This window comes from Streptomyces sp. Y7, assembly GCF_043195415.1.
GTDB lineage: Bacteria > Actinomycetota > Actinomycetes > Streptomycetales > Streptomycetaceae > Streptomyces.
On record NZ_JBIDDQ010000011.1, the window covers coordinates 178000 to 198025 of the forward strand.

Sequence of the window (20026 nt, forward strand, 5' to 3'; positions counted from 1 at the left end):
ATCAACGCGGCATCAACGCGGCTCCGCTGCGGTCCTGAACACCGGCACCCCGTCCCGGAAGACGACCTCCAGCTCCGTCCCGGCCCGCAGCAGCGCGGGGTCCGCGCACTCGACGACCTCGGTCATCATGCGGGGCCCCTCGGCGAGGTCGACGACGGCGGCGACGTACGGCGTCCGCCGGTCGAAGGGCGGCAGGTCGTTGCGGTGCACGACGGACCAGGTGTAGAGGGTGGCTCGGCCGTCGGCGGTCTCCCAGGTGACGTCCTCGCTCCAGCAGTGGGGGCAGAACTCGCGGGGATAGTGGTGGGCGCGTCCGCAGCCGTGGCAGCGGCGGACCAGCAGCCGCCCCTCCGCGGCCGCCTCCCAGTACGCACGGGTGAAGGCGTCGGCCTCCGGCAGGTCGTGGCGCACCTCGCTCATCGAAGCAACCTCCGTCGTCCGGACCCCGGCCGCCTCAGAACAGCCCGAGCGCGTTGTCCACCGACCACGACTGCCAGGACATCGCGAACAGTGCGACGACCGAGATCAGCGCCATCATCGAGTTCTGCCCCTGCTCGGCCCAGTCGTGGATCATCAGGACGAAGTAGAGAAGGTTGAGCAGCAGCCCGCCGACGAGGGCGATCGGGGTCAGGAACCCCAGGACGAGGCCGAGTCCGAGGGCGAGTTCCGCGTAGAGCACGACGTACGCCATGGTCCGCGGCCGGGGTTTGACGACGACGTCGAAACCGGAGCGTACGGCGCTCCAGCGGTGCTTGTCCGCCACGCCGGCCGCCCAGGAGATCCCCGCCCCCTCGGACCAGCTCTTCCTGTCCTTGTGCCGCCAGCTCTCCAGCCACCACAGCCCGAGGCCTATGCGGAGCACGGCCAGCCATTCCGCACCTGTGAGCCAGATCGCGTCCATGGATCTGACGGTACGTCAGATAAAGGGGACCTGACAATCGCCTGTGCGTCCGCGATGAGTCCGCCAGAATTGTTGGCAATTTCGTCGGCACCGGATTACGTTCGCTGACGCAAGGACCGAGGAAGCCAGGGACGCCACCGCAGCCGAGGAGAGTCCGCCGTGAAGCACAGGGCAGTCAAGCGCAGGAGCGTGGTCATGGGGATCGGGGCGACCGCGGGGGTCGCGGCCGCCGGGGGCATCGCGCTGACCGCCCGCGCGGCGAGCGGCGCGGGCACCGCGGGAGCCTCGTCGTCGGACGCGCTCGCCTTCGACAAGGCCGCCTACACCACCCTGACCAGCACGATCACCGACGCCGACGGCGCCGAGCACGAGGTGGAGTACCACTTCTACAAGGCGATCACGTACGTCACCAAGCCGGTCGACGAGACGTACCAGTGTCTGAACGTCAGCGTCCCGGTCAAGATCGACGGCACGGCGGTGGACGCGACCGACGCGCCGATCCTGTTCGCCAACTCGGTGGGCGGGTACATGCCGTCGTCGGTTGCGGACGCGACGGGTGTGGGCGGCGGCGGAATGACGGGGATGCCGGGCGGCGGCACTCCGAGCGCGTCGGCCTCCGCGAGCGCCTCACCCTCGGGCGAGGTGGCGTCCGGCGGCAACGGCATGGTGAACGCCCAGGGCGGCATGGTCAGCCTGCCGAAGCTGGCGCTGGCCGCGGGGTACGTGGTCGTCGAACCCGGCGCACGCGGCCGCACGCTCGTCGACAGCGGCGGCACGTACTACGGCGTCGCCCCGGCGGCGATCGTCGACCTCAAGGCGGCGGTCCGCTACGTGCGGTCCAACAGGGGCCGGATACCCGGCGACGTCGACCGCATCGTCTCCTCCGGCACGAGCGCGGGCGGCGCGCTGTCCTCCCTGCTCGGCGCGTCCGGCGACAGCCCGCTCTACGACGAGCCGCTGGCCGCGATCGGCGCGGCGGACGCGAGCGACGCGATCTTCGCGACGGGCGCGTGGTGTCCGATCACCGACCTGGAGCACGCGGACGGCGCGTACGAGTGGAACTGGGGCGCGAACCCGACGAGTTCCGGCTCCACCGTGGACCGGACGGTGTCGAAGGAACTGCGGTCGCAGTTCGCCGAGTACCAGGCGTCACTGAAGCTGAAGGGCCTGGGCGGCTTCGGCACCCTCACGGCCCGCAACTACGACGCGTACCTGGTCAAGCAGTACATGGAGCCGTCGGCGACCCGCTACCTGGCGGCCCTGTCCGAGGCGGACCGGAAGACGTACCTCGCCGCGAACACCTTCATCACCTGGTCCGGCGGCAGGGCGTCCTTCTCGTGGGCGGACTTCCTGACCCACGTCGGCGCCCGCAAGAAGTCGGCGCCGGCCTTCGACGCGTTCGACCTGTCGGCGGGCGAGAACAACCTCTTCGGCAAGGGCACCACCAAGGCCCGCCACTTCACCCTCTACAGCCTCCGCCACGAAAGCGGCGGCAGCGCCCGCCTCGACAGCGACCTCCCGGGGACGCTGCGCCTGATGAACCCGATGTCCTTCCTCACCGAGCAGCCCAATCCCCACCGCACCAAGCACTGGTGGATCCGCCTCGGCACGAAGGACTCCGACACGTCCCACACGGTCGCCGCCAACCTCGCCGCGGCCGCGCACACCCTCGGCGACGAGGTCGACCACCTCTACTACTGGGACGAGGGCCACGGCGCCAACTCGGACCCGGGCGACTTCATCGCGTGGATCGCGAGGATCACCGACCACAGGCCGAGGAACAAGTAGCCCGTCACGCCGACGGCCCCTGAACGCGGTACCGGTTTCCCGTCATGACCCGGCCACCGCACCCACGACGCCGAGCGCCCGCCGTACGCGGGGGCTCGGCGTCGTGCTGTGTCCCGGGCACCCGGAGCGGACCACGCCGCCGTGCGCACGGCACCGCCCAGCGGCGCGACGGTGTCAGCGGTAGTCGGGGTTGGGCGCGTCGGCGTGGCATCCGGCGTCCCACTCGGAGCGCTGGTTGCCATGGGCGGGGATGCCGCCCGCGCGCTTGAGCAGCGCCGCCAGATGCATCAGGTTCCAGGTCATGAAGGCGGTGTTGCGGTTGGTGAAGTCGTTCTCCGGGCCGCCGGAGTCCGCGTCGAGGTACGACGGTCCGGGGCCGGCCGCGCCGATCCAGCCGGCGTCGGCCTGGGGCGGGATCGTGTAGCCGAGGTGCTGGAGGCTGTAGAGCACGTTCATCGCGCAGTGCTTCACGCCGTCCTCGTTCCCCGTGATCAGACACCCGCCGATCCGCCCGTAATAGGCGTACTGGCCCTGGGAGTTGAGCAGTGAGGAGCAGGCGTAGAGCCGCTCGACGACCCTCTTGGTGACGGAGCCGTTGTCGCCGAGCCAGATCGGTCCGGCCAGCACCAGGATGTCGGCGGCCATCACCCGCTCGTACACCGCGGGCCACTCGTCGACCGCGAACCCGTGCTCGGTCATGTCCGGGTACACGCCGGGGGCGATGTCGTGGTCGACGGCCCGGACCTCGGACGTGGTGACCCCGCGCTCCATCATGATCGCCGCGCTCTTGTCGATCAGGCCCTGGGTGTGGCTGAGCTGCGGGGACGGCTTGAGCGTGCAGTTGATGAACAGGGCGGTGAGGTCGTCGAAGCGGTAGGAGTCCTTGGTGGAGAGGTAAGGCGGCGTGGACATGGCGGTCTCCCTGGGAGGCGGTGCGGCGGCACGTACCGCAGCGTCTCGCGCAGGCGCCGTTTTGTCCGCCTTCGACGCGCGTTCCGCGTCCCGGGGGGTGATGACGTGTCGTGCACATCGCGCGGGAGGCACAAGGGTTCCGGTGCCGGCCGCCTGCCGACGTCCGGCACCGGAACCATCCGTGGTGCTCCCCTCACCTGATGATGGCCGCCGGAGCAGACCTGCGCATTGCCGCGTCCCGGCAGATTTCATTAGGGTCTGCATGCCGGTGCCGTAAGGAAAGCGTCAACGGCACACGGAATACGGGAGGGGCGGGGTGAGCGAGCCGGTCACGGCGACACGCCATCTGGACGGGTACGCGGACATCCTCGCCGCCGTCGCCGCCACCGGGCGTCGCCTGAGCCGGGACGAGCTGGCCGCTCGCCGCACGCTCGGCGAGCGCGCGGCGGAGGACGGGCACACGCTGCGCAGCCTGGTACGAGAACACCTCACGGCCACACGGGACGCCTGGCCCGACACCCCGGGTGCGGCCGACGGCGTCCTGGCCGCGGTGGTGCAGGCCGTGGACGCCTTCGCGGAGGGATACGAACGGGCCCAGCGCCTGGCCGTACGCGAAGAGGAGGCCGCCCGGCGGGAGTTCATCGACGACCTACTCTACGGCCGCAGCGACCTGGGACGTCTGGCCGAACGCGCCGAACGCTTCGGCCTCGTGCTGTCCCGCGCCCACGCCGTCGCCGTGGCCGAAGGGCCCGAGGCGTACGAGGACACCGCGCCGGTGACTCGGCAGGTGGAAGCAGCCCTGATAGCCCGTTTCGGCGACCGGCGCATACTCCTCACCACCAAGAACGGACAGCTCGTCTGCATCGCGCCGGGCGACCAGGACGACGTGCTCAGCCACTTCGCCCAGCAGGCCCACGCGGCCACGGACGGCAGCCGCGTCGCCGTCGGCCGCCCCCGGTCCGGCGCCGGTGGTGTGGTGCACTCCTACGAGGAGGCGCTCAGCACCCTCGAACTCGCGGACCGCCTGGACCTGGACGAGCCCGTGGTGCGCGCCGCCGACCTGCTGGTCTACCCGGTCCTGGCCCGGGACCGGCAGGCCATGGCCGATCTCGTGCTCAGCGCGCTCGGGCCGCTGAGGAGTGCCCGCGGCGGGGCCGAACCGCTGCTGCGGACGCTGCAGGTGTACTTCGAGGCGGGCTGCACCGCGGCCGAGGCGGCCCGCCGCCTGTCCCTGAGCGTGCGCGCCCTGACCTATCGGCTGGAGCGCATCCACCAGCTCACCGGTGCCAACCCGGCCGATCCGATGCACCGGTACACGCTGCAGACCGCGGTCATCGGGGCACGGCTGCTGGACTGGCCCGCGCAGGACATCTGAACAGGCAGCGGCCCCGCCCGCCGGACGTCCGGTGAGCGAGTCCCCGGGACCACCGGCGCACGGTCGAGCACAGCCTCCCGCACGCTGTCGGAGATCGGCGACGGCGTGAGCGGCACACCCCCGTGATGCCGGGTCCGGGAAGCCGGACCCTGCGTGCCGTCCCCCTCTCACCCGTCGCTGACCTCCGACTTGACGGATCCTCACACACGCGAGGACACCGATTCACTGCCGTGTTCCGGCAATCTTTACGCGCCTTTGATGCCGCATCGCGGTACGGAGGCCGCGGAGACGGCGGAGACGGCGAGAGGGGCCGGCGCCGCGACCGGGGCCGGCACGGCGGCGAGAGCCTTCGCGTGGTCGAGAGCCGGTACCTCGGCGAGAGCCGGCTCCGAGGCGAGAGCCGGCTCCGGAGTGAGGGCGGCGGGTGGCGGTCACGCCGCCGCCTCGGCCCCCGCACCCTCCCGGACCGCCTCCGCCACGACCCGTCGCTTCCGGGCCGGGATGCCCAGCAGCGGGTTGGCCACGCCCCAGGCCGCGCCCTTGCAGACGAGTTCCTTGTACTTGGCGGCGAGTCGTCCCGTCAGCGCGGCGCTGACCGCGCGGTCGTCGGCGGTGACGTACTGGATGAGCCCTTCCTTGCGGCCCAGCGAGACGCACTGGTTGAAGTAGCGCAACGCCGTGGTCGGGACCTTCCCGCCGGTCAGGCGGGCCGCGATGGCGTCGGCGGCCTGCCACGCGGTCGGGACGCCCGAGGCGCACGACATCCTGAGCGGCTTGCCGCCGGGGCCCCTCACCATGGCCGCGTCGCCGATGGCGTAGACCTCGGGGTGGGAGACCGAGCGCATGCTCCGGTCGACGACGATCTGGCCGGTGCCGGTGACCTCCAGGGTGGTGGCCCGCGCGATGGGGTGGACGGCGAAGCCCGCGGTCCACAGGGTCACCGCGGCCGGTACCGACGTGCCGTCGGCGGTCATGACACGGTCGGCCTCGACGGCGGTGACGGCCGTGTCCTCGTGGACGGTGATGCCGAGGCCGTCGACGACCTTCCGCAGGTGCCGGCGTCCCTTCGGCGAGAGCCAGTCGCCGAGACCGCCGCGCACGGCGAGGGCGACGTCCAGGTCCGGGCGGGCCTCGGCGATCTCGGTCGCGGCCTCGACGCCCGTGAGACCGCCGCCGACCACGACCACCGGCTGCCCGGCACCCAGGGCGGCCAGGCGTTCACGCAGGCGCAGTGCTCCGGGGCGGCCGGCGATCTCGTGGGCGTGCTCGGCCGTGCCGGGGACGCCGTGGTCGTTCCAGCCGCTGCCGAGGGCGTACACGAGGGTGTCGTACTCCAGCTCCTCCTCTTCGTCCGCGGCGGCCACGGTGACCGTCCTGCGGTCGACGTCCACGCCGGTGACCTTGCCGAGCTTCAGGGCGACGCCGGTCCCCGCGAACATCTCGCTGAAGGGCCGGGGCCGGAGGGGCTGACCGACCGCGAGCTGGTGCAACCGGACGCGCTCGACGAAGTCGGGCTCGGCGTTGACGAGGGTGATGGCGACGTCTTCGTGGTGCAGTCGCCTGGCGAGGCGGCCGGCGGCGGTGGCTCCGGTGTAGCCGGCCCCGATGACGACGATGCGGTGCTGCATGTCCGTACTCCTGCCTTCAGCGGATGCGCGGGTTCGCGATTCGCCCCTTGAACCGAGCGGCCCACCGATTCCTGACAGGTCTGGGATGTGAAGCAGCTCACATCACCCGACGGCTCACCTCACCGCCCCCTCGCCCCTCGCTCAGAACGCGCTGAGCAGCAACGGCTCCCCGTGGTCCTCCGCCTCCCACACCCGCGTCGCCCGCTGGAGCTTGTCGGGGTTGACCTGGTTACGGAACCCGGCGATGCCCTCAGGCGTGATCTCCAGGCACATGACACCGATGACCCGGCCGTCGAGCACCGCCACGAGGGCGGGGTCGCCGTTGGCGAACGAGGCGTAGATCTGGGGCGAGCCGCCGGTCAGCGCGCGCTTGGCCTCGCTCGGCTTGAACAGACCGCGCATGAACTTCGCGACCGCGAGAGCACCCTCGAACGCCTTCGCCCGGGCCGGGATCTTCCCGCCGCCGTCGCCGATCGCGACGGCGTCCTGGGTGAGCAGCGCCACGAGCGGTTCGGTCCGTCCACTGGTCGCGGCCGCGAGGAACTCGTCCACGATCCGCCGGGCGGCGGCCTCGTCGACCTCGGTGCGGGCCCTGCCCTCCGCGACATGCCTCTTGGCGCGATGGAGGATCTGCTGGCTGGCGGCCTCGGTGATGTCGAGGATCTCGGCGATCTCGCGGTGCGGGTACGCGAAGGCCTCGCGCAGCACGTACACCGCCCGCTCGTCGGGGGACAGCCGCTCCAGCAGGACGAGTACGGCGTACGAGACCGACTCGCGCTGTTCGGCGGTGTCGGCCGGGCCGAGCATCGGGTCACCGGCGAGCAGCGGTTCGGGCAGCCATTGGCCGACGTAGGTCTCGCGCCGCGCGCGGGCCGAAGTGAGCTGGTTGAGGCACAGGTTGGTGAGCACCTTCGTCAGCCACGCCTCGGGAACCTCGATCCGCCCGACATCGGCGGACTGCCAGCGCAGGAACGTCTCCTGCACGGCGTCCTCCGCCTCGCTCGCCGAGCCGAGGAGGCGATAGGCGATGGCCTCCAGGCGGGGCCTGGACGCCTCGAACCGGTCCACGTCGTTCATGGTCAGGGCCATGGGGCCGGATCCTAACTCCCCGGCGGGCCGCGGCGGCGGGGCGGCATGTCCCGACTCGCACCAAGTCCACCCCACCCCCACAACCAGGAGATCTACGTCACACATCGCACCCGCGTCTCCCACAGCCGTGATCGATCCGCAACCAATTCCGGGCTTGACCGAGACCCATCAACGGGCCATGTGATTACGCTCCGGAACATGACCGACACCCCCCAACACCCGGACCGCACCACAGCGGAGAGCCCTGCCACGGACCACCCCGCCACCGACCGCCCCGTCTACGTCATAGGCGGCGGTCCCGGCGGACTCTCCGTGGCTCACGCCCTGCGCGCCCGGGGGCTGCGTGCCGTGGTGCTGGAGAAGTCGGACCGGGTCGGGGCCTCCTGGCGGCGGTACTACGACCGCCTCCACCTGCACACCACCCGGCGTCTGTCGGCCCTGCCCGGGCTGCCGATGCCGCGCCGGTTCGGCCGGTGGGTGGCTCGCGACGACGTCGTGCGGTACCTGGAGAAGTACGCCGAGCACCACGACCTGGAGATCGTCACCGGCGTCGAGGTCTCCCGCGTCGAGCCCGCGCCCGACGGCTCCGGCTGGCTGCTGCGGGCCACCGGCGGACGTGAACTGACCGGCGCCGCCGTCGTCGTGGCCACCGGGCACAACCACACCCCGCGCATTCCGCGCTGGCCCGGACGCGACACCTACACCGGCGAGTTCCTGCACGCCGCCGAGTACCGCAACCCGGCGCCGTTCGCCGGCCGTGACGTCCTCGTCGTCGGCGTCGGCAACACCGGCGCCGAGATAGCCGTCGACCTGGTGGAGGGCGGCGCCTCCCGGGTGCGGCTGGCCGTGCGGACCGTGCCGCACATCGTGCGCCGCTCCACGGCCGGCTGGGCCGCCCAGTTCACCAGCATCCTGGTACGGCGGCTGCCGGTCCGCCTGGTCGACCGGCTGGCCCGGCCGATGGCGAGGCTGAGCGTGCCGGACCTGTCGGAGCAGGGACTGCCGCGCCCCGACAGCGGGCTCTACAGCCGGGTCAGGGAAGGGGCGATCCCGGTTCTCGACGTCGGTCTCATCGACGCCGTGCGCAAGGGGCGAATCGAGATCGTGGCCGCCGTCGACAGCTTCGAGGACGGCAAGGTCGTCCTGGCCGACGGCACCCGCCTCTCGCCGGACGTCGTCGTCGCGGCCACCGGATACGTCCGGGCGCTGGAGGACCTCGTCGGTCATCTCGGCGTCCTCGACGAGCGGGGCAGACCGGCCGTCCAGGGTCGCCGCACCGCCGCTGACGCCCCCGGCCTGTACTTCACCGGCTTCACCAACCCCATCAGCGGCAACCTCCGCGAGATGGCGATCGACGCACAGAAGATCGCCAAGGCCATCGCCGGCGACCGCGACGACCGCCGGCGGCCCTCCCGGCTGCCGGTGACGTAGCCGCCTTCAACTCTCCTACGCGGATCTCCTGTTACTTGCGAGTCAGAAGTTGCGGGAGATCTCTGTACCGCGCCCTCGTGCGGAGCCAGAATGTGAGCACTGTTCAGCTTTTCGGCTTCACTTTCCGGCTCCACTCCCTCTCGCTACGACGGAGGACGCACGTGGCACGCGAAAGACAACTCTCCCGCCGCTCCCTTCTCGGCGCCGCCGCCACCGCCGGCGCCGCGGCGCTCACCGCCGCCGGCCCCGCCTCGGCGGCCACCACCACCCGCGAGGCCGACGTCGCGATCGTCGGCGCCGGGCTGGCCGGACTGACCGCCGCCCGCGACCTGGTGGCCGCCGGCAAGTCGGTCGTCGTCCTGGAGGCACGCGACCGGGTCGGCGGCCGGGTGCTGGGCCTGGACCTGCCGGGCGGCGGCGTCACCGAGGGCGGCGGCGAGTTCATCGGCCCCACCCAGGACCGCATCAGGGCCCTCGCCGACTCCCTCGGCGTACAGACCTTCACCACCTACAACACGGGGAACAACCTCCTCTACAAGGACGGCAGGAGGACCCCGTACGCCACCGACGGCCTCCTCGGCTCCGTCCCGCCCATCGACGCGGCCGGGCTCGCCAACGCCGCCATCGTGCAGGCCAAACTGGACGACCTGGCCAAGGGGATCCCGGTCGACGCGCCCTGGACCGCCGCGAAGGCCGAGGAATGGGACCGGCAGACCTTCGAGACCTGGCTGCGCGCCAACGCCGTCATCCCGTCCGCCAAGTTCCTCTTCGACGTGGCCTGCACGTCGATCTTCTCGGCCGAACCCCGCGAACTCTCCTTCCTGTTCGTGCTCTTCTACATCGCCGCCGCCGGTGACGCCGCCCATCCCGGCACCCTGGAACGTCTCACCGAGACCGCGGGCGGCGCCCAGGAACTCCGCTTCGTCGGGGGCTCCCAGCTCGTGCCGATCAAGCTCGCCGCCACGCTCGGCGACCGGGTGGTGCTCGGCGCCCCGGTGCGCACGATCGCCAGGTCGGGCGACAGGTACGCCGTCACGGCCGACGGCATCACGGTCACCGCCAGGAGGGTCGTCGTCGCCGTACCCCCGCCGATCGCGGCCCGCATCACCTACGACCCTCTGCTGCCGGCCGCCCGCGACCAGCTCACCCAGCGGCTGCCGATGGCCTCGGTGGGCAAGGCCATCGCCCTCTACGACACCCCCTTCTGGCGTGCCGACGGACTCAACGGCCAGGTCGTCAGCGACACCGGCGTGATCAGCTCCACCTTCGACAACTCCCCACCCGACGCCTCCTTCGGCGCGCTGATGGGCTTCATCGAGGCCGACGAGGCCCGCAAGCTGGACGCGGCGAGCGAGGCCGAGGTGCGGGCCGCCGTACTGAAGGACTACACGACCTACTTCGGCGCGAAAGCGGCCTCCCCGACCTCCTTCGTCCTGCAACGCTGGAACAACGAGACCTACACCCGCGGCGGCCCCGTCTCCATCGCGGCGCCCGGCGTCCTGACCCAGTACGGCCCCGCCCTGCGCGAACCGGTCGGCGGCATCCACTGGGCCGGGACGGAGACCTCCACGTACTGGATGGGCTTCATGGATGGGGCGGTGCGGTCGGGGGAGCGGGTGGCGAAGGAGGTGCTGGCGGCGCTCTGAGACGCCGCCGGGCGGTGTCCTCCCTCCGGTCCCGCAGGGACGTGACGTACTGTCCCGCTCAACTTTGCGTGCACAGCCGTTCCTGACTGAGTGTCAGTTCCTTTAATCTGACACTGCGTCAGTTAATCGCTGTCACACAGGAGCGGGCGGACCGATGCTTGGATCAACCCACGGCACCCTCACCACCGACTCCCGCCGGGCCCGGGTCATCGCCTGTGGCGAGCAACCCGGGCCCGCCGTCCACGGCCGGCCCGCCGAGGTCGACGATCTCGACGTCAGCGGCCGTCCCCTGTACTGCGACGTGCCCGATCTGGACCGTCTCTTCCGGCCGGAGTCGGTCGCCGTGATCGGCGCCTCCGACGGCGAGGGGCGACCGAACACCGGTGTCACGCGCCAGCTGATCGCCTGGTCCGAACGGGTCGGCGCCCGGCTCCACCCCGTGCACCCCAGCCGTACGTCCGTGTTCGGCATCCCCTGCTCCCCTTCCGTCGCCGACCTGCCCGAGCAGGTCGATCTCGCCGTGCTGCTGGTCGCCGATCCCCTTGCGGTGATCGAGGAACTGGCCGAGACCAAGGTGAAGTTCGCCGTCGTCTTCGCCTCCGGGTTCGCCGAGACCGGCGCGGAGGGAGCCGCGGCGCAGGACCGGCTCACCGCCGCCGTCCAGCGGTCCGGGATGCGGCTGCTGGGCCCCAACACCAACCTCAACGCCTTCGAGCGGTTCCGCGACGACCTCGACGGTCCGGCGATCGCCCTCATCACCCAGTCCGGCCACCAGGGCCGCCCCGTCTTCGCCCTCCAGGAGCTCGGCATCCGCCTGTCGCACTGGGCGCCCACCGGCAACGAGGCCGACCTGGAGTGCGCCGACTTCATCTCCTACTTCGCCGAACGGCCCGAGGTCGGTGCCATCGCCGCTTACGTCGAGGGCCTCAAGGACGGCCGCGCCTTCCTGCTCGCCGCCGACCGCGCCGCCCGCCGCGGAGTGCCGGTGGTCGCGGTCAAGGTGGGCCGCACCGAGACCGGCGCCCGCACGGCCGCCTCGCACACCGGCAAGCTGACCGGCGCGGACGCGGTGGTGGACGCGGCGATGCGGCAGTACGGCGTGATCCGCGTCGACGGCCTCGACGAACTCCAGGACACCGCGGCCCTGTTGGCCCGCGCGCGGCCGCCCCGCGCCGACGGCGTCGTCGTCTACTCCATCTCCGGCGGCACGGGCGCGCACTTCGCCGACCTGGCCACCGAGGCGGGACTGCGGCTGCCGGCGCTCTCGCAGGCCAAGCAGGCCGAGCTGCACCAGTGGATACCCGAGTACCTGAGCGTGGCCAACCCGGTCGACAACGGCGGGCATCCTGTCGGCGACTGGCGCGGCCGGAAGATCATCGACGCGATCCTCGACGACCCCGCGGTGGGGGTGCTGATCTGCCCGATCACCGGGCCCTTCCCGCCGCTGAGCGACCGGCTCGTGCGGGACCTCGTGGACGCCGCCGAGCGCACGGACAAGCTGGTCTGCGTGGTGTGGGGTTCGCCGGTCGGCACCGAGCCGGCCTACCGGGAGGTCCTGCTCGGCTCCTCGCGCGTGGCCACCTTCCGCACGGTGGCGAACTGCATCACCGCCGTGCGCGCCCACCTCGACCACCACCGCTTCGTCAGCGGCTACCGCTCCCCCTTCGACGAGGCCGCCCGCCTCCCCTCGCCCTCCTACCGCAAGGCGCAGGCACTGATGCGCCCGGGACAGCAGCTCAGCGAGCACGCGGCGAAGCAGCTGCTGCGGGCGTACGGGATCCGGGTCCCGCGCGAGCAGTTGGTGACGAGCGCGGCGGCCGCCGTACGGGCCGCGGGACTGGTCGGCTACCCCGTGGTGATGAAGGCGTCCGGTGCGCGGATCGCCCACAAGACGGAGCTCGGGCTGGTCAAGATCGGGCTGACCTCCGCCAGCCAGGTCCGCGACGCCTACCGTGAGCTGACGGACATCGCCCGCTACGAGGACGTCTCCCTCGACGGCGTCCTGGTCTGCCAGATGGTCGAGCGGGGCGTCGAGACGGTCGTGGGCGCCGCGCACGACGAGCTGTTCGGGCCGACCGTGACGGTGGGGCTGGGCGGGGTGCTCGTGGAGGTGCTGAACGACACGGCCGTACGCGTGCCGCCCTTCGGGGAGGAGCAGGCCAGGGACATGTGTGCCGAGCTGCGCGGGCGGGCCCTCTTCGACGGGGTCAGGGGGCGGCCCCCGGCGGATCTCGACGCGCTCGTGGAAGTCGTCCTGCGGGTGCAGCGCATGGTGCTGGAGCTCGGGGACGAGGTCGCGGAGCTCGACATCAACCCGCTGATGGTGCTGCCCAGGGGGCAGGGCGCGGTGGCGCTGGACGCGCTGGTGGTGTGCCGCTGACCTGCGCGACCGCGACGCGACGACCGCCGGAGCCGGGGCGGCCACCCGGGCGCGGACAACCGCCCGCGCCGGGACGGCCGCCCACGCGAACCTGACTACAGACCGTGAGATGAGCATGTCCAATTCCCCCCGTGTGCCCGGAAATTCCGTCGATTCATTGGTACAGCACGCCACTGACAGTCAGGTCTGCCTCATCACCCTCAACCGGCCCGAGGCCCTGAACGCCCTCACCCCCGATCAGCGCGACCGCATCATCGAGCTGCTCGCCGGCGCCTCCGCGGACCCGGACGTGCGGGCGGTGGTGCTGACCGGCACGGGCCGCGGCTTCTGCGCCGGTGCCGACCTGCGTGGGACGCCGGCCGGCACCGAACGTGTCCCCGGCGACGTCGCCCGCACGATCCGGCTCGGCGCCCAGCGGCTGATCGCGGCCGTGCTGGACTGCGAGAAGCCGGTGATCGCCGCCGTCAACGGCACCGCGGCCGGCATCGGCGCCCATCTCGCGTTCGCCTGCGACCTCGTGCTGGCCGCGGAGTCCGCACGCTTCATCGAGGTGTTCGTACGACGCGGCCTGGTCCCGGACGGCGGCGGCGCCTACCTCCTCCCGCGCCTGGTCGGCACCCACCGCGCCAAGGAGCTGATGTTCTTCGGCGACGCGCTCACCGCCGCGGACGCGGAACGGCTGGGCCTGGTCAACCGGGTCGTCCCGGACGCGGAGTTGGACAAGACGGCCCGCGCCTGGGCCGAGCGCCTCGCCGCCGGACCGACCCGCGCGCTCGCCCTCACCAAGCAGCTCGTCAACGCCTCCCTGGAGTCCGACCGCGCCACCGCCTTCGCCGCGGAGGCGGCCGCACAGGAGATCAACATGACGACGCGGGACGCCCAGGAGGGCGTGACGAGCTTCGCGGAGCGCAGGAGCGCCGCATTCAAGGGGCGTTGAGCACGACGGGCGGCCCGGTGGTGCGGGCGGCCGGGTGGGGCGGGCGGCCCGGTGGGGCGGGCGGCCCGGTGGGGCGGGCGGCCCGGTGGGGCGGGCGACTGCGCGTCCCTGACATGTGAGCCCTTGGTGCGTGCGTCCCTGACATGTGAGCCCTTGGTGCGTCCCTGGTGCGGTCGTCCTCGATACGGGCGTCCCTGGTGCGGTCGTCCTCTATACGGGCGTCCCTGGTGCGGTCGTCCCAGAACTCAGCCCCGCACCAGGATCCACACCTCTCCGGCATCAGGATCCCCGAACCGGGCGAAGAGCTCAGGCTCGCGTTCCGTGCCGCCGATCGTCCACCATGTGGCCCGCCCACATGTGCCGTCGAGACGTACGACCACGGCGTCGCGGCCGCCCCGCTCCTCCACCGACCAGCTGCCGGGACCGTCGCACACATCGATCGCGTCGGTGGCCCGGTCGCCGGACCCGGACCCGGACCCGGGCTCGGACCCGGACCCGGGCTCGGACCCGGACTCGGGCTCGGACTCGGACTCGGACTCGGTCGCGAGCCTGGTCAGCTCGGCCTTCCCCTCGGGATCCAGCCGCAGCGCCGCACCGTCCGCCCCGCGCCACACCCCGGTGAGCTGCGCGGTGGACAGCTCGGGCGGCCCGTACCCGATGAGCCCGGTGAGCGTGCCCAGCACACCACCGACGAAGACCAGCAGGAACAGGGTGACGGAACCGAAGAGCGAGAGGAGCCACACGGCCCAGAACCCCTGCCGCCGGCCCGTGCCCCGGGCCCGCCTGCGGAAGTACCCCAGGCCGAGCACGGGCAGCACACCGAGGGTCGCGAACAGGGGCGCCACGACGGTGAACCGCCAGTCCCACACCAGAGCGGCGAGCCCCGCCCAGACCACACCCAGCAGCGCGCTGCACACCATGTGCCAGGCCCACACAGGCCCGCGCACATGGCGAGTGACCACACGTGCGAGCCAGCCCCCCGGAACTATGTGGGCGGCCGCCTGCACGAGTCCGACGAACGGCAGCACCAGCGGAGCCACGACCAGCAGTGCGGCCAGTACGAGAGCGAGCGCCAGGGTGTAGGGGCTGCCGCCGTAGTCGTCACCCAGTTCGGCGCTGATCCACCAGACGAGTCCGATCGCCGGCATCTGGGCCGCACACAAAGCCGCCGCCGCGTTCAGATCGACGAACCACTGCACCATCTCGCCCGGTCTGCCGCCCTCAGGTCTGTCACCCTCCGGGCCGCCGGCTGTGTCTCCCCACCCCATGTGCGCAGCGTACGCAGGCCGTGCCCACTCCTCGCACGCCCCTTCCCATCTGACGAGTCGTCAGTTTCAATGGGTGTCGTGATGGGACACGCAGGGATGGCGGCCGCCGCCGTCCGCTATCTGAGGTCGGCCGACGCGCCGCCCGTGCAGGCGCTGCCGCGCCCCGCGCTGCGCTGTGTCGGCGAGGACGAGCGCGCGCCGATCCGGCAGGACGAGTTCCGGCGGGTGCTCGGCAGCTTCGCCACCGGCGTGGTCGTCGTGACGGCACCGGCCGGCGCCGAGGCCCCGCACTCCCCCGCCGGCTTCGCCTGCCAGTCCTTCTCGTCCCTCTCCCTCGACCCGCCGCTGGTCGCCTTCATGGTGGGCCGTACGTCGACGACCTGGCCCCGCATCGCCCGCGCGGGCGTGTTCTGCGTGAACGTGCTGAGCGCCGGACAGGGCGAGCTGTGCCGCGCCTTCGCGGTGAGCGGGGCGGACAAGTTCGCCGGCGTGGCCTACGACGCCGCCCCCGTGTCCGGCTCCCCCCGCCTCACGGACACGCTCGCGTGGATCGACTGCACGATCCACGCGGTGCACACGGGCGGCGACCACCTCATCGTCGTAGGACGGGTGGACGCCCTCGGAGTGAGCGACGGCGACGAGGCGCCGCTGCTGTTCCACAAGGGGCGCTTCCTCTAGCCCGCAGCACCACCGGACGGCCGGACCGCTCCCGCCACCCCGTCCGGCTTTCCGGACTGGTCCCGCCACCCCGTCGGGCTTTGGGTCGGGGCTCCGCCACCCGTCGGCCTTTCAGGCCGCACCCGCCACCCCGGCGGGCCTTTCGGACCGCACCCGCCACCCCGTCGGACTCTCGGGCCGCCCCCCCGTCGGGCTTCGTGCCACGCCCTCCACCGGGCCCGTCCGCATTCCACCAGCCCCGTCCGCCCTCCACCAGACCCATCCGCCGCCGACCGGTCTCGCCGCCGGACCTTCCCCTCGGGGCCGTTCCGCCGCTAGGCCGCCATCCCCACCCCCGCCGGCCGCCGCCGGATCACCAGCGCCATCAGGGCCGCCGCCGCGCACAGCGCTCCGGAGGCGTACCAGACCATGTCGTACGTGCCGAAGACGTCCCGCGCGACTCCGCCGACGAAGGCGACCAGTGCGGCGCCCACCTGGTGGGAGGCGAGGACCCAGCCGAAGACGATCGCGCTGTCCTCGCCGTACTGCTCACGGCACAGGGCGACGGTGGGCGGGACGGTGGCGACCCAGTCGAGGCCGTAGAAGACGATGAAGAACAGCATCGGCGGGTGGACGCTCGGCGCGAGCAGCATCGGCAGGAAGAGCAGCGAGATGCCGCGCAGGGCGTAGTAGACCGCGAGCAGGCGGCGGGGTTCGAAGCGGTCGGTGAGCCAGCCGGAGAAGATCGTGCCGACGACGTCGAAGACGCCGATGACCGCCAGCAGCGAGGCGGCGGCCGTGATGGGCATGCCGTGGTCGTGGGCGGCGGGCACGAAGTGGGTCTGGATGAGGCCGTTGGTGGAGGCGCCGCAGATCGCGAACGTGCCGGCCAGCAGCCAGAAGGGCCCCGTGCGGGCGGCCGAGAAGAGGACCGTGACGGCCCGGCGTGCGGCGCCCTGCGCGGGCGGCGGCTTCGGCACGAACTCCTTCGAGCCGTACGGCGCAAGGCCCACGTCGGCCGGGTGGTCGCGCAGCAGCAACCATACGAAGGGGACGACCGCGAGGGCCGCGAGGGCGACCGTGACGACGGCGGGGCGCCAGCTGTGGTTCTCGACCATCCAGGACAGCAGGGGCAGGAAGATCAGCTGGCCGGAGGCCGAGGCGGCGGTGAGGATGCCGGTGACCAGACCGCGCCGTTCGGTGAACCAGCGGTTGGTGACCGTGGCGGCGAAGGCCAGCGCCATCGAGCCGGTGCCGAGTCCCACCAGCAGGCCCCAGCACAGCAGCAGTTGCCAGGCGGCCGTCATCCAGTACGTCAGACCCGAGCCGACGGCGATCAGGGTCAGGGCGGCCGCGACGACCCTGCGGATGCCGAAACGGTCCATCAGCGCGGCGGCGAAGGGAGCGGTCAGGCCGTACAGCGCGAGGTTGATGGAGACGGCGGCCCCGATCGTGCCGCGCGACCAGCCGAACTGCTCGTTCAGCGGGTCGATGAGCAGTCCCGGCAGGGAGCGGAAGGCGGCGGCGCCGAGGATCGTCACGAAGGCGACGGCGGCGACGAACCAGGCGCGGTGGAAACGGGGACGACGCGGCCTCGTCGGGGACGTGGCCGCGGTGGCGGCGGTGGCGGGGGTTGTCTGCGTCACGACAACGAGCTTCGGGCCTGCGCCGATCCGGATCCATTGGCCCGAAGGACAGCATTCGTTAGGATCGGGCCATGAGTCGTGAACCGGAGCGCCGTCCGCCGTCGGAATTCCGCCCGCACCGCGTGGTCGTCCTCGCGCTGGACGGGCTGCTCCCCTTCGAGCTGGGCATCCCGCACCGGATCTTCGGCCGACCCAAGGACGCGCGCGGGCGGCATCTGTACGAGGTCGTGACCTGCTCGATCCGGCCGCCGGGCCCCGTACGGACCGACGCCGACTTCGCGATCCAGGTCGAGCACGGCCCCGAGGCGCTGGCCACCGCCGACACCGTGATCATCCCGGCGTCCTACGAGCTCGGCCCGGTCTTCGAGGAGGGCGTGCTGACGGACGAGCTGGCCACCGCGCTCGCCCTCGTCCGCCCCGGCACACGGCTCGCCTCCATCTGCACCGGCGTGTACGTCCTCGCCGCGGCAGGCATGCTCGACGGGCGCCCGGCGACCACGCACTGGGCCGACGCCGAGCGCTTCCAACGGTTGTTCCCGCGGATCAAGGTGGACGCGGACGTGTTGTTCATCGACGACGGCGACGTGCTGACCTCGGCCGGGGTCGCCGCCGGGATCGACCTGTGCCTGCACATGGTGCGCCGCGACCACGGCACGGCGATCGCCACCGAGGTGGCCCGCCGCACGGTCGTGCCGCCCCATCGCGACGGCGGCCAGGCGCAGTACATCCACCGCCCGGTCCCCGACCCGCAGCAGTCGTCGACGACCACGGCCCGCGCCTGGGCCCTGGGCCGGCTCGACGAGCCCATCCAGCTGCGGGACATGGCCGACCAGGAAGCCATGTCCGTGCGCACCTTCACCCGCCGGTTCCGTGAGGAGGTCGGCGTCAGCCCCGGCCAGTGGCTCACCCAGCAGCGCGTCGAACGCGCCCGCCACCTCCTGGAGTCCACCGACCTCTCGGTCGACCAGGTGGCCGGCGCCGCGGGCTTCGGCACGGCCCAGTCGATGCGCCAGCACCTACAGGCGGCACTCGGGGTCACGCCCACCAGCTATCGGCGCACCTTCCGCGCCGCCGGCAAGGCCGACGGCCAGGTCGCCGGCCGCGCCTGAGACGTCCCGCCGGGCCTCTCCCCACCAGCCGATCAGGGTGAGCAGCAGGGTCAGCGACACACCGGCCAGGACGGCCGTGGACGGCGCGACCACCTGGAGCAGACCGCCCGCGAGGGAACCCGTCGCCGCGTAGCCCGCGCCGGCGGCTGCGTACAGCACGGAGTACCCGGCGGCCAGGGCGCTCTGCGGCAGGGCCTCGCGCAGGGACAGGTTGCGGGTGATCAGCGCCCCGGACTGGAGCATGCCCGCGAGGACGAGGGCGATGGCCATCCCGGCGGCGCCCGGTATCAGCGCGACCAGCGCCACGAAGACCGACATGCCGCAGATCAGCACCGCGCTGCGCGAGCGCAGCCGTCCCGGCCACGAGCGCAGCCCGTACAGGAACGCCCCGAGTCCCGCCCCGATCGCCATGCCCGCCAGCAGCGGGCCGGACCAGCCCACGCCGATGCCGCGCTGCTCCACCAGGGCGGGCAGGGTGAGTTCGGTCAGGCCGAGCAGGGTGATGCTGGCCGCGCCGGTGACGTACACCGGCCAGGCGTGCAGCAGGACGCGGGTCTTCACCCGGCCGGTGTCCCCGTCCTGTCCGCCGCCGGCCCAGCCCGCGGGCAGCAGCCAGTGGCCCGCGATCGACGCCGCCATGCAGGCGGCCGCGAGGAGCAACGGCACCCGGGGCGCGACTCCGAGGGCAAGGCCGGCGACGGCGACCGGGGAGACGGCCCACACACCGGACATCAGCATCGACTCGGCGGACAGCGCCTGGGCCACGGCACGTTCCGGAACCAAGGACGTCAGCAGCGCCCGCTGCCCTCCGGCGGCCGCGGAGGGGGCGGCCCCGGACAGGAACGCGAACGCCCCCAGCACCACGGGCTGTGAGTCGGCGAAGATCCCGAGTCCGGTGAACCCCAGGGCCCCGCCCGCGAGTCCGACGACCAGATGACGTCGGCCGCGAGCCGGGTCCAGCCGCATCCCGAGGACCGGGGCGGCGATGATCTCGCCGAGCACATAGGCCGCCGCGAGCGTCGCGCCCAGGGTGTAGCCGCCGGGCCGCTCCCGGACCAGGAACACCAGCGCCAGCGGCGTCATGGCGACCGGCATGCGGGCGGCGACGGCGGTGCAGGCCCAGATCAGCACCTGCTTGGAGGCGACGTCTCGATAGGTCATGCAGTTGACGGTAAGTGCCGCCGCCGACAACACGGCAGCCGATTTCCGGGCCTGTGGAAAACCCCGCCGCGAGCCGTCACGACGGGCCGCGTGACCCG

The 20026-nt window shown here is 72.4% G+C and carries 16 protein-coding genes; 8 read left to right on the plus strand and 8 right to left on the minus strand.

Annotation, left to right across the window (positions count from 1 at the left end; all coding sequences use genetic code 11):
* Window positions 1-12: 12 nt before the first annotated feature.
* Window positions 13-420: a Zn-ribbon domain-containing OB-fold protein gene (locus ACGFW6_RS26385; RefSeq protein ID WP_393514632.1), complete on the minus strand. Its 408-nt coding sequence runs from the start codon at window positions 418-420 to the stop codon at window positions 13-15.
* A 34-nt stretch (window positions 421-454) separates the two neighbouring features.
* Window positions 455-901 carry a DoxX family protein gene (locus tag ACGFW6_RS26390; RefSeq protein ID WP_393514635.1) on the minus strand — a complete coding sequence of 149 codons (447 nt, stop codon included), beginning with the start codon at window positions 899-901 and terminating at the stop codon, window positions 455-457.
* 195 nt (window positions 902-1096) lie between these two features.
* Between ACGFW6_RS26390 and ACGFW6_RS26395 the strand changes: the two genes are divergently transcribed.
* A complete protein-coding gene (locus ACGFW6_RS26395; RefSeq protein ID WP_393514750.1) occupies window positions 1097-2689 on the plus strand; it encodes a subtype B tannase in 1593 nt (530 codons plus the stop codon).
* Window positions 2690-2863: 174 nt separating this feature from the next.
* Here the strand turns inward: ACGFW6_RS26395 and ACGFW6_RS26400 are convergent, their stop codons facing one another.
* Window positions 2864-3601 (minus strand): flavodoxin family protein, encoded by a 738-nt coding sequence (locus tag ACGFW6_RS26400; protein WP_393514638.1) that lies wholly within the window; start codon window positions 3599-3601, stop codon window positions 2864-2866.
* Window positions 3602-3917: 316 nt separating this feature from the next.
* Here ACGFW6_RS26400 and ACGFW6_RS26405 point away from each other — a divergent pair, with 316 nt between their 5' ends.
* Window positions 3918-4976: a PucR family transcriptional regulator gene (locus ACGFW6_RS26405; protein ID WP_393514641.1), complete on the plus strand. Its 1059-nt coding sequence runs from the start codon at window positions 3918-3920 to the stop codon at window positions 4974-4976.
* A gap of 431 nt (window positions 4977-5407) precedes the next feature.
* Here ACGFW6_RS26405 and ACGFW6_RS26410 read toward each other — a convergent pair whose 3' ends face one another.
* Both ACGFW6_RS26410 and sigJ read right to left on the minus strand, forming a co-directional pair.
* On the minus strand, window positions 5408-6604 hold the full coding sequence (locus ACGFW6_RS26410) for an NAD(P)/FAD-dependent oxidoreductase (protein ID WP_393514644.1): 1197 nt from the start codon (window positions 6602-6604) through the stop codon (window positions 5408-5410).
* Window positions 6605-6745: 141 nt separating this feature from the next.
* Entirely contained in the window at window positions 6746-7693 is a 948-nt protein-coding gene (gene sigJ / locus ACGFW6_RS26415) for an RNA polymerase sigma factor SigJ (protein ID WP_393514646.1), read from the minus strand.
* Between the two features lie 198 nt (window positions 7694-7891).
* Between sigJ and ACGFW6_RS26420 the strand changes: the two genes are divergently transcribed.
* The 4 genes from ACGFW6_RS26420 to ACGFW6_RS26435 all read left to right on the plus strand — a co-directional run bounded on the left by ACGFW6_RS26420 (window position 7892) and on the right by ACGFW6_RS26435 (window position 14087).
* Window positions 7892-9124: a flavin-containing monooxygenase gene (locus tag ACGFW6_RS26420; protein ID WP_393514649.1), complete on the plus strand. Its 1233-nt coding sequence runs from the start codon at window positions 7892-7894 to the stop codon at window positions 9122-9124.
* Between the two features lie 161 nt (window positions 9125-9285).
* A complete protein-coding gene (locus ACGFW6_RS26425) occupies window positions 9286-10770 on the plus strand; it encodes a flavin monoamine oxidase family protein (protein ID WP_393514652.1) in 1485 nt (494 codons plus the stop codon).
* Between the two features lie 154 nt (window positions 10771-10924).
* Window positions 10925-13150 (plus strand): acetate--CoA ligase family protein, encoded by a 2226-nt coding sequence (locus ACGFW6_RS26430; RefSeq protein WP_393514655.1) that lies wholly within the window; start codon window positions 10925-10927, stop codon window positions 13148-13150.
* 115 nt (window positions 13151-13265) lie between these two features.
* The gene (locus ACGFW6_RS26435) at window positions 13266-14087 is read left to right on the plus strand and encodes an enoyl-CoA hydratase/isomerase family protein (RefSeq protein ID WP_393514753.1); all 822 of its coding nucleotides are present in this window, start codon (window positions 13266-13268) and stop codon (window positions 14085-14087) included.
* A 245-nt stretch (window positions 14088-14332) separates the two neighbouring features.
* On the opposite strand, the gene ACGFW6_RS26440 is transcribed toward ACGFW6_RS26435, so the two are convergent.
* Window positions 14333-15355 (minus strand): hypothetical protein, encoded by a 1023-nt coding sequence (locus ACGFW6_RS26440; RefSeq protein WP_393514658.1) that lies wholly within the window; start codon window positions 15353-15355, stop codon window positions 14333-14335.
* An 81-nt stretch (window positions 15356-15436) separates the two neighbouring features.
* On the opposite strand from ACGFW6_RS26440, the gene ACGFW6_RS26445 reads away from it, so the two are divergent.
* Complete coding sequence (locus ACGFW6_RS26445) at window positions 15437-16033, plus strand: flavin reductase family protein (RefSeq protein WP_393514756.1); 597 nt, start codon at window positions 15437-15439, stop codon at window positions 16031-16033.
* A 314-nt stretch (window positions 16034-16347) separates the two neighbouring features.
* Here the strand turns inward: ACGFW6_RS26445 and ACGFW6_RS26450 are convergent, their stop codons facing one another.
* Window positions 16348-17658 (minus strand): MFS transporter, encoded by a 1311-nt coding sequence (locus ACGFW6_RS26450; protein ID WP_393514661.1) that lies wholly within the window; start codon window positions 17656-17658, stop codon window positions 16348-16350.
* A 71-nt stretch (window positions 17659-17729) separates the two neighbouring features.
* Between ACGFW6_RS26450 and ACGFW6_RS26455 the strand changes: the two genes are divergently transcribed.
* A complete protein-coding gene (locus tag ACGFW6_RS26455; RefSeq protein ID WP_393514664.1) occupies window positions 17730-18767 on the plus strand; it encodes a GlxA family transcriptional regulator in 1038 nt (345 codons plus the stop codon).
* On the opposite strand, the gene ACGFW6_RS26460 is transcribed toward ACGFW6_RS26455, so the two are convergent.
* Window positions 18675-19928: an MFS transporter gene (locus ACGFW6_RS26460; protein ID WP_393514667.1), complete on the minus strand. Its 1254-nt coding sequence runs from the start codon at window positions 19926-19928 to the stop codon at window positions 18675-18677. The two genes, ACGFW6_RS26455 and ACGFW6_RS26460, sit on opposite strands and share 93 nt — an antisense overlap.
* Window positions 19929-20026: the final 98 nt, after the last annotated feature.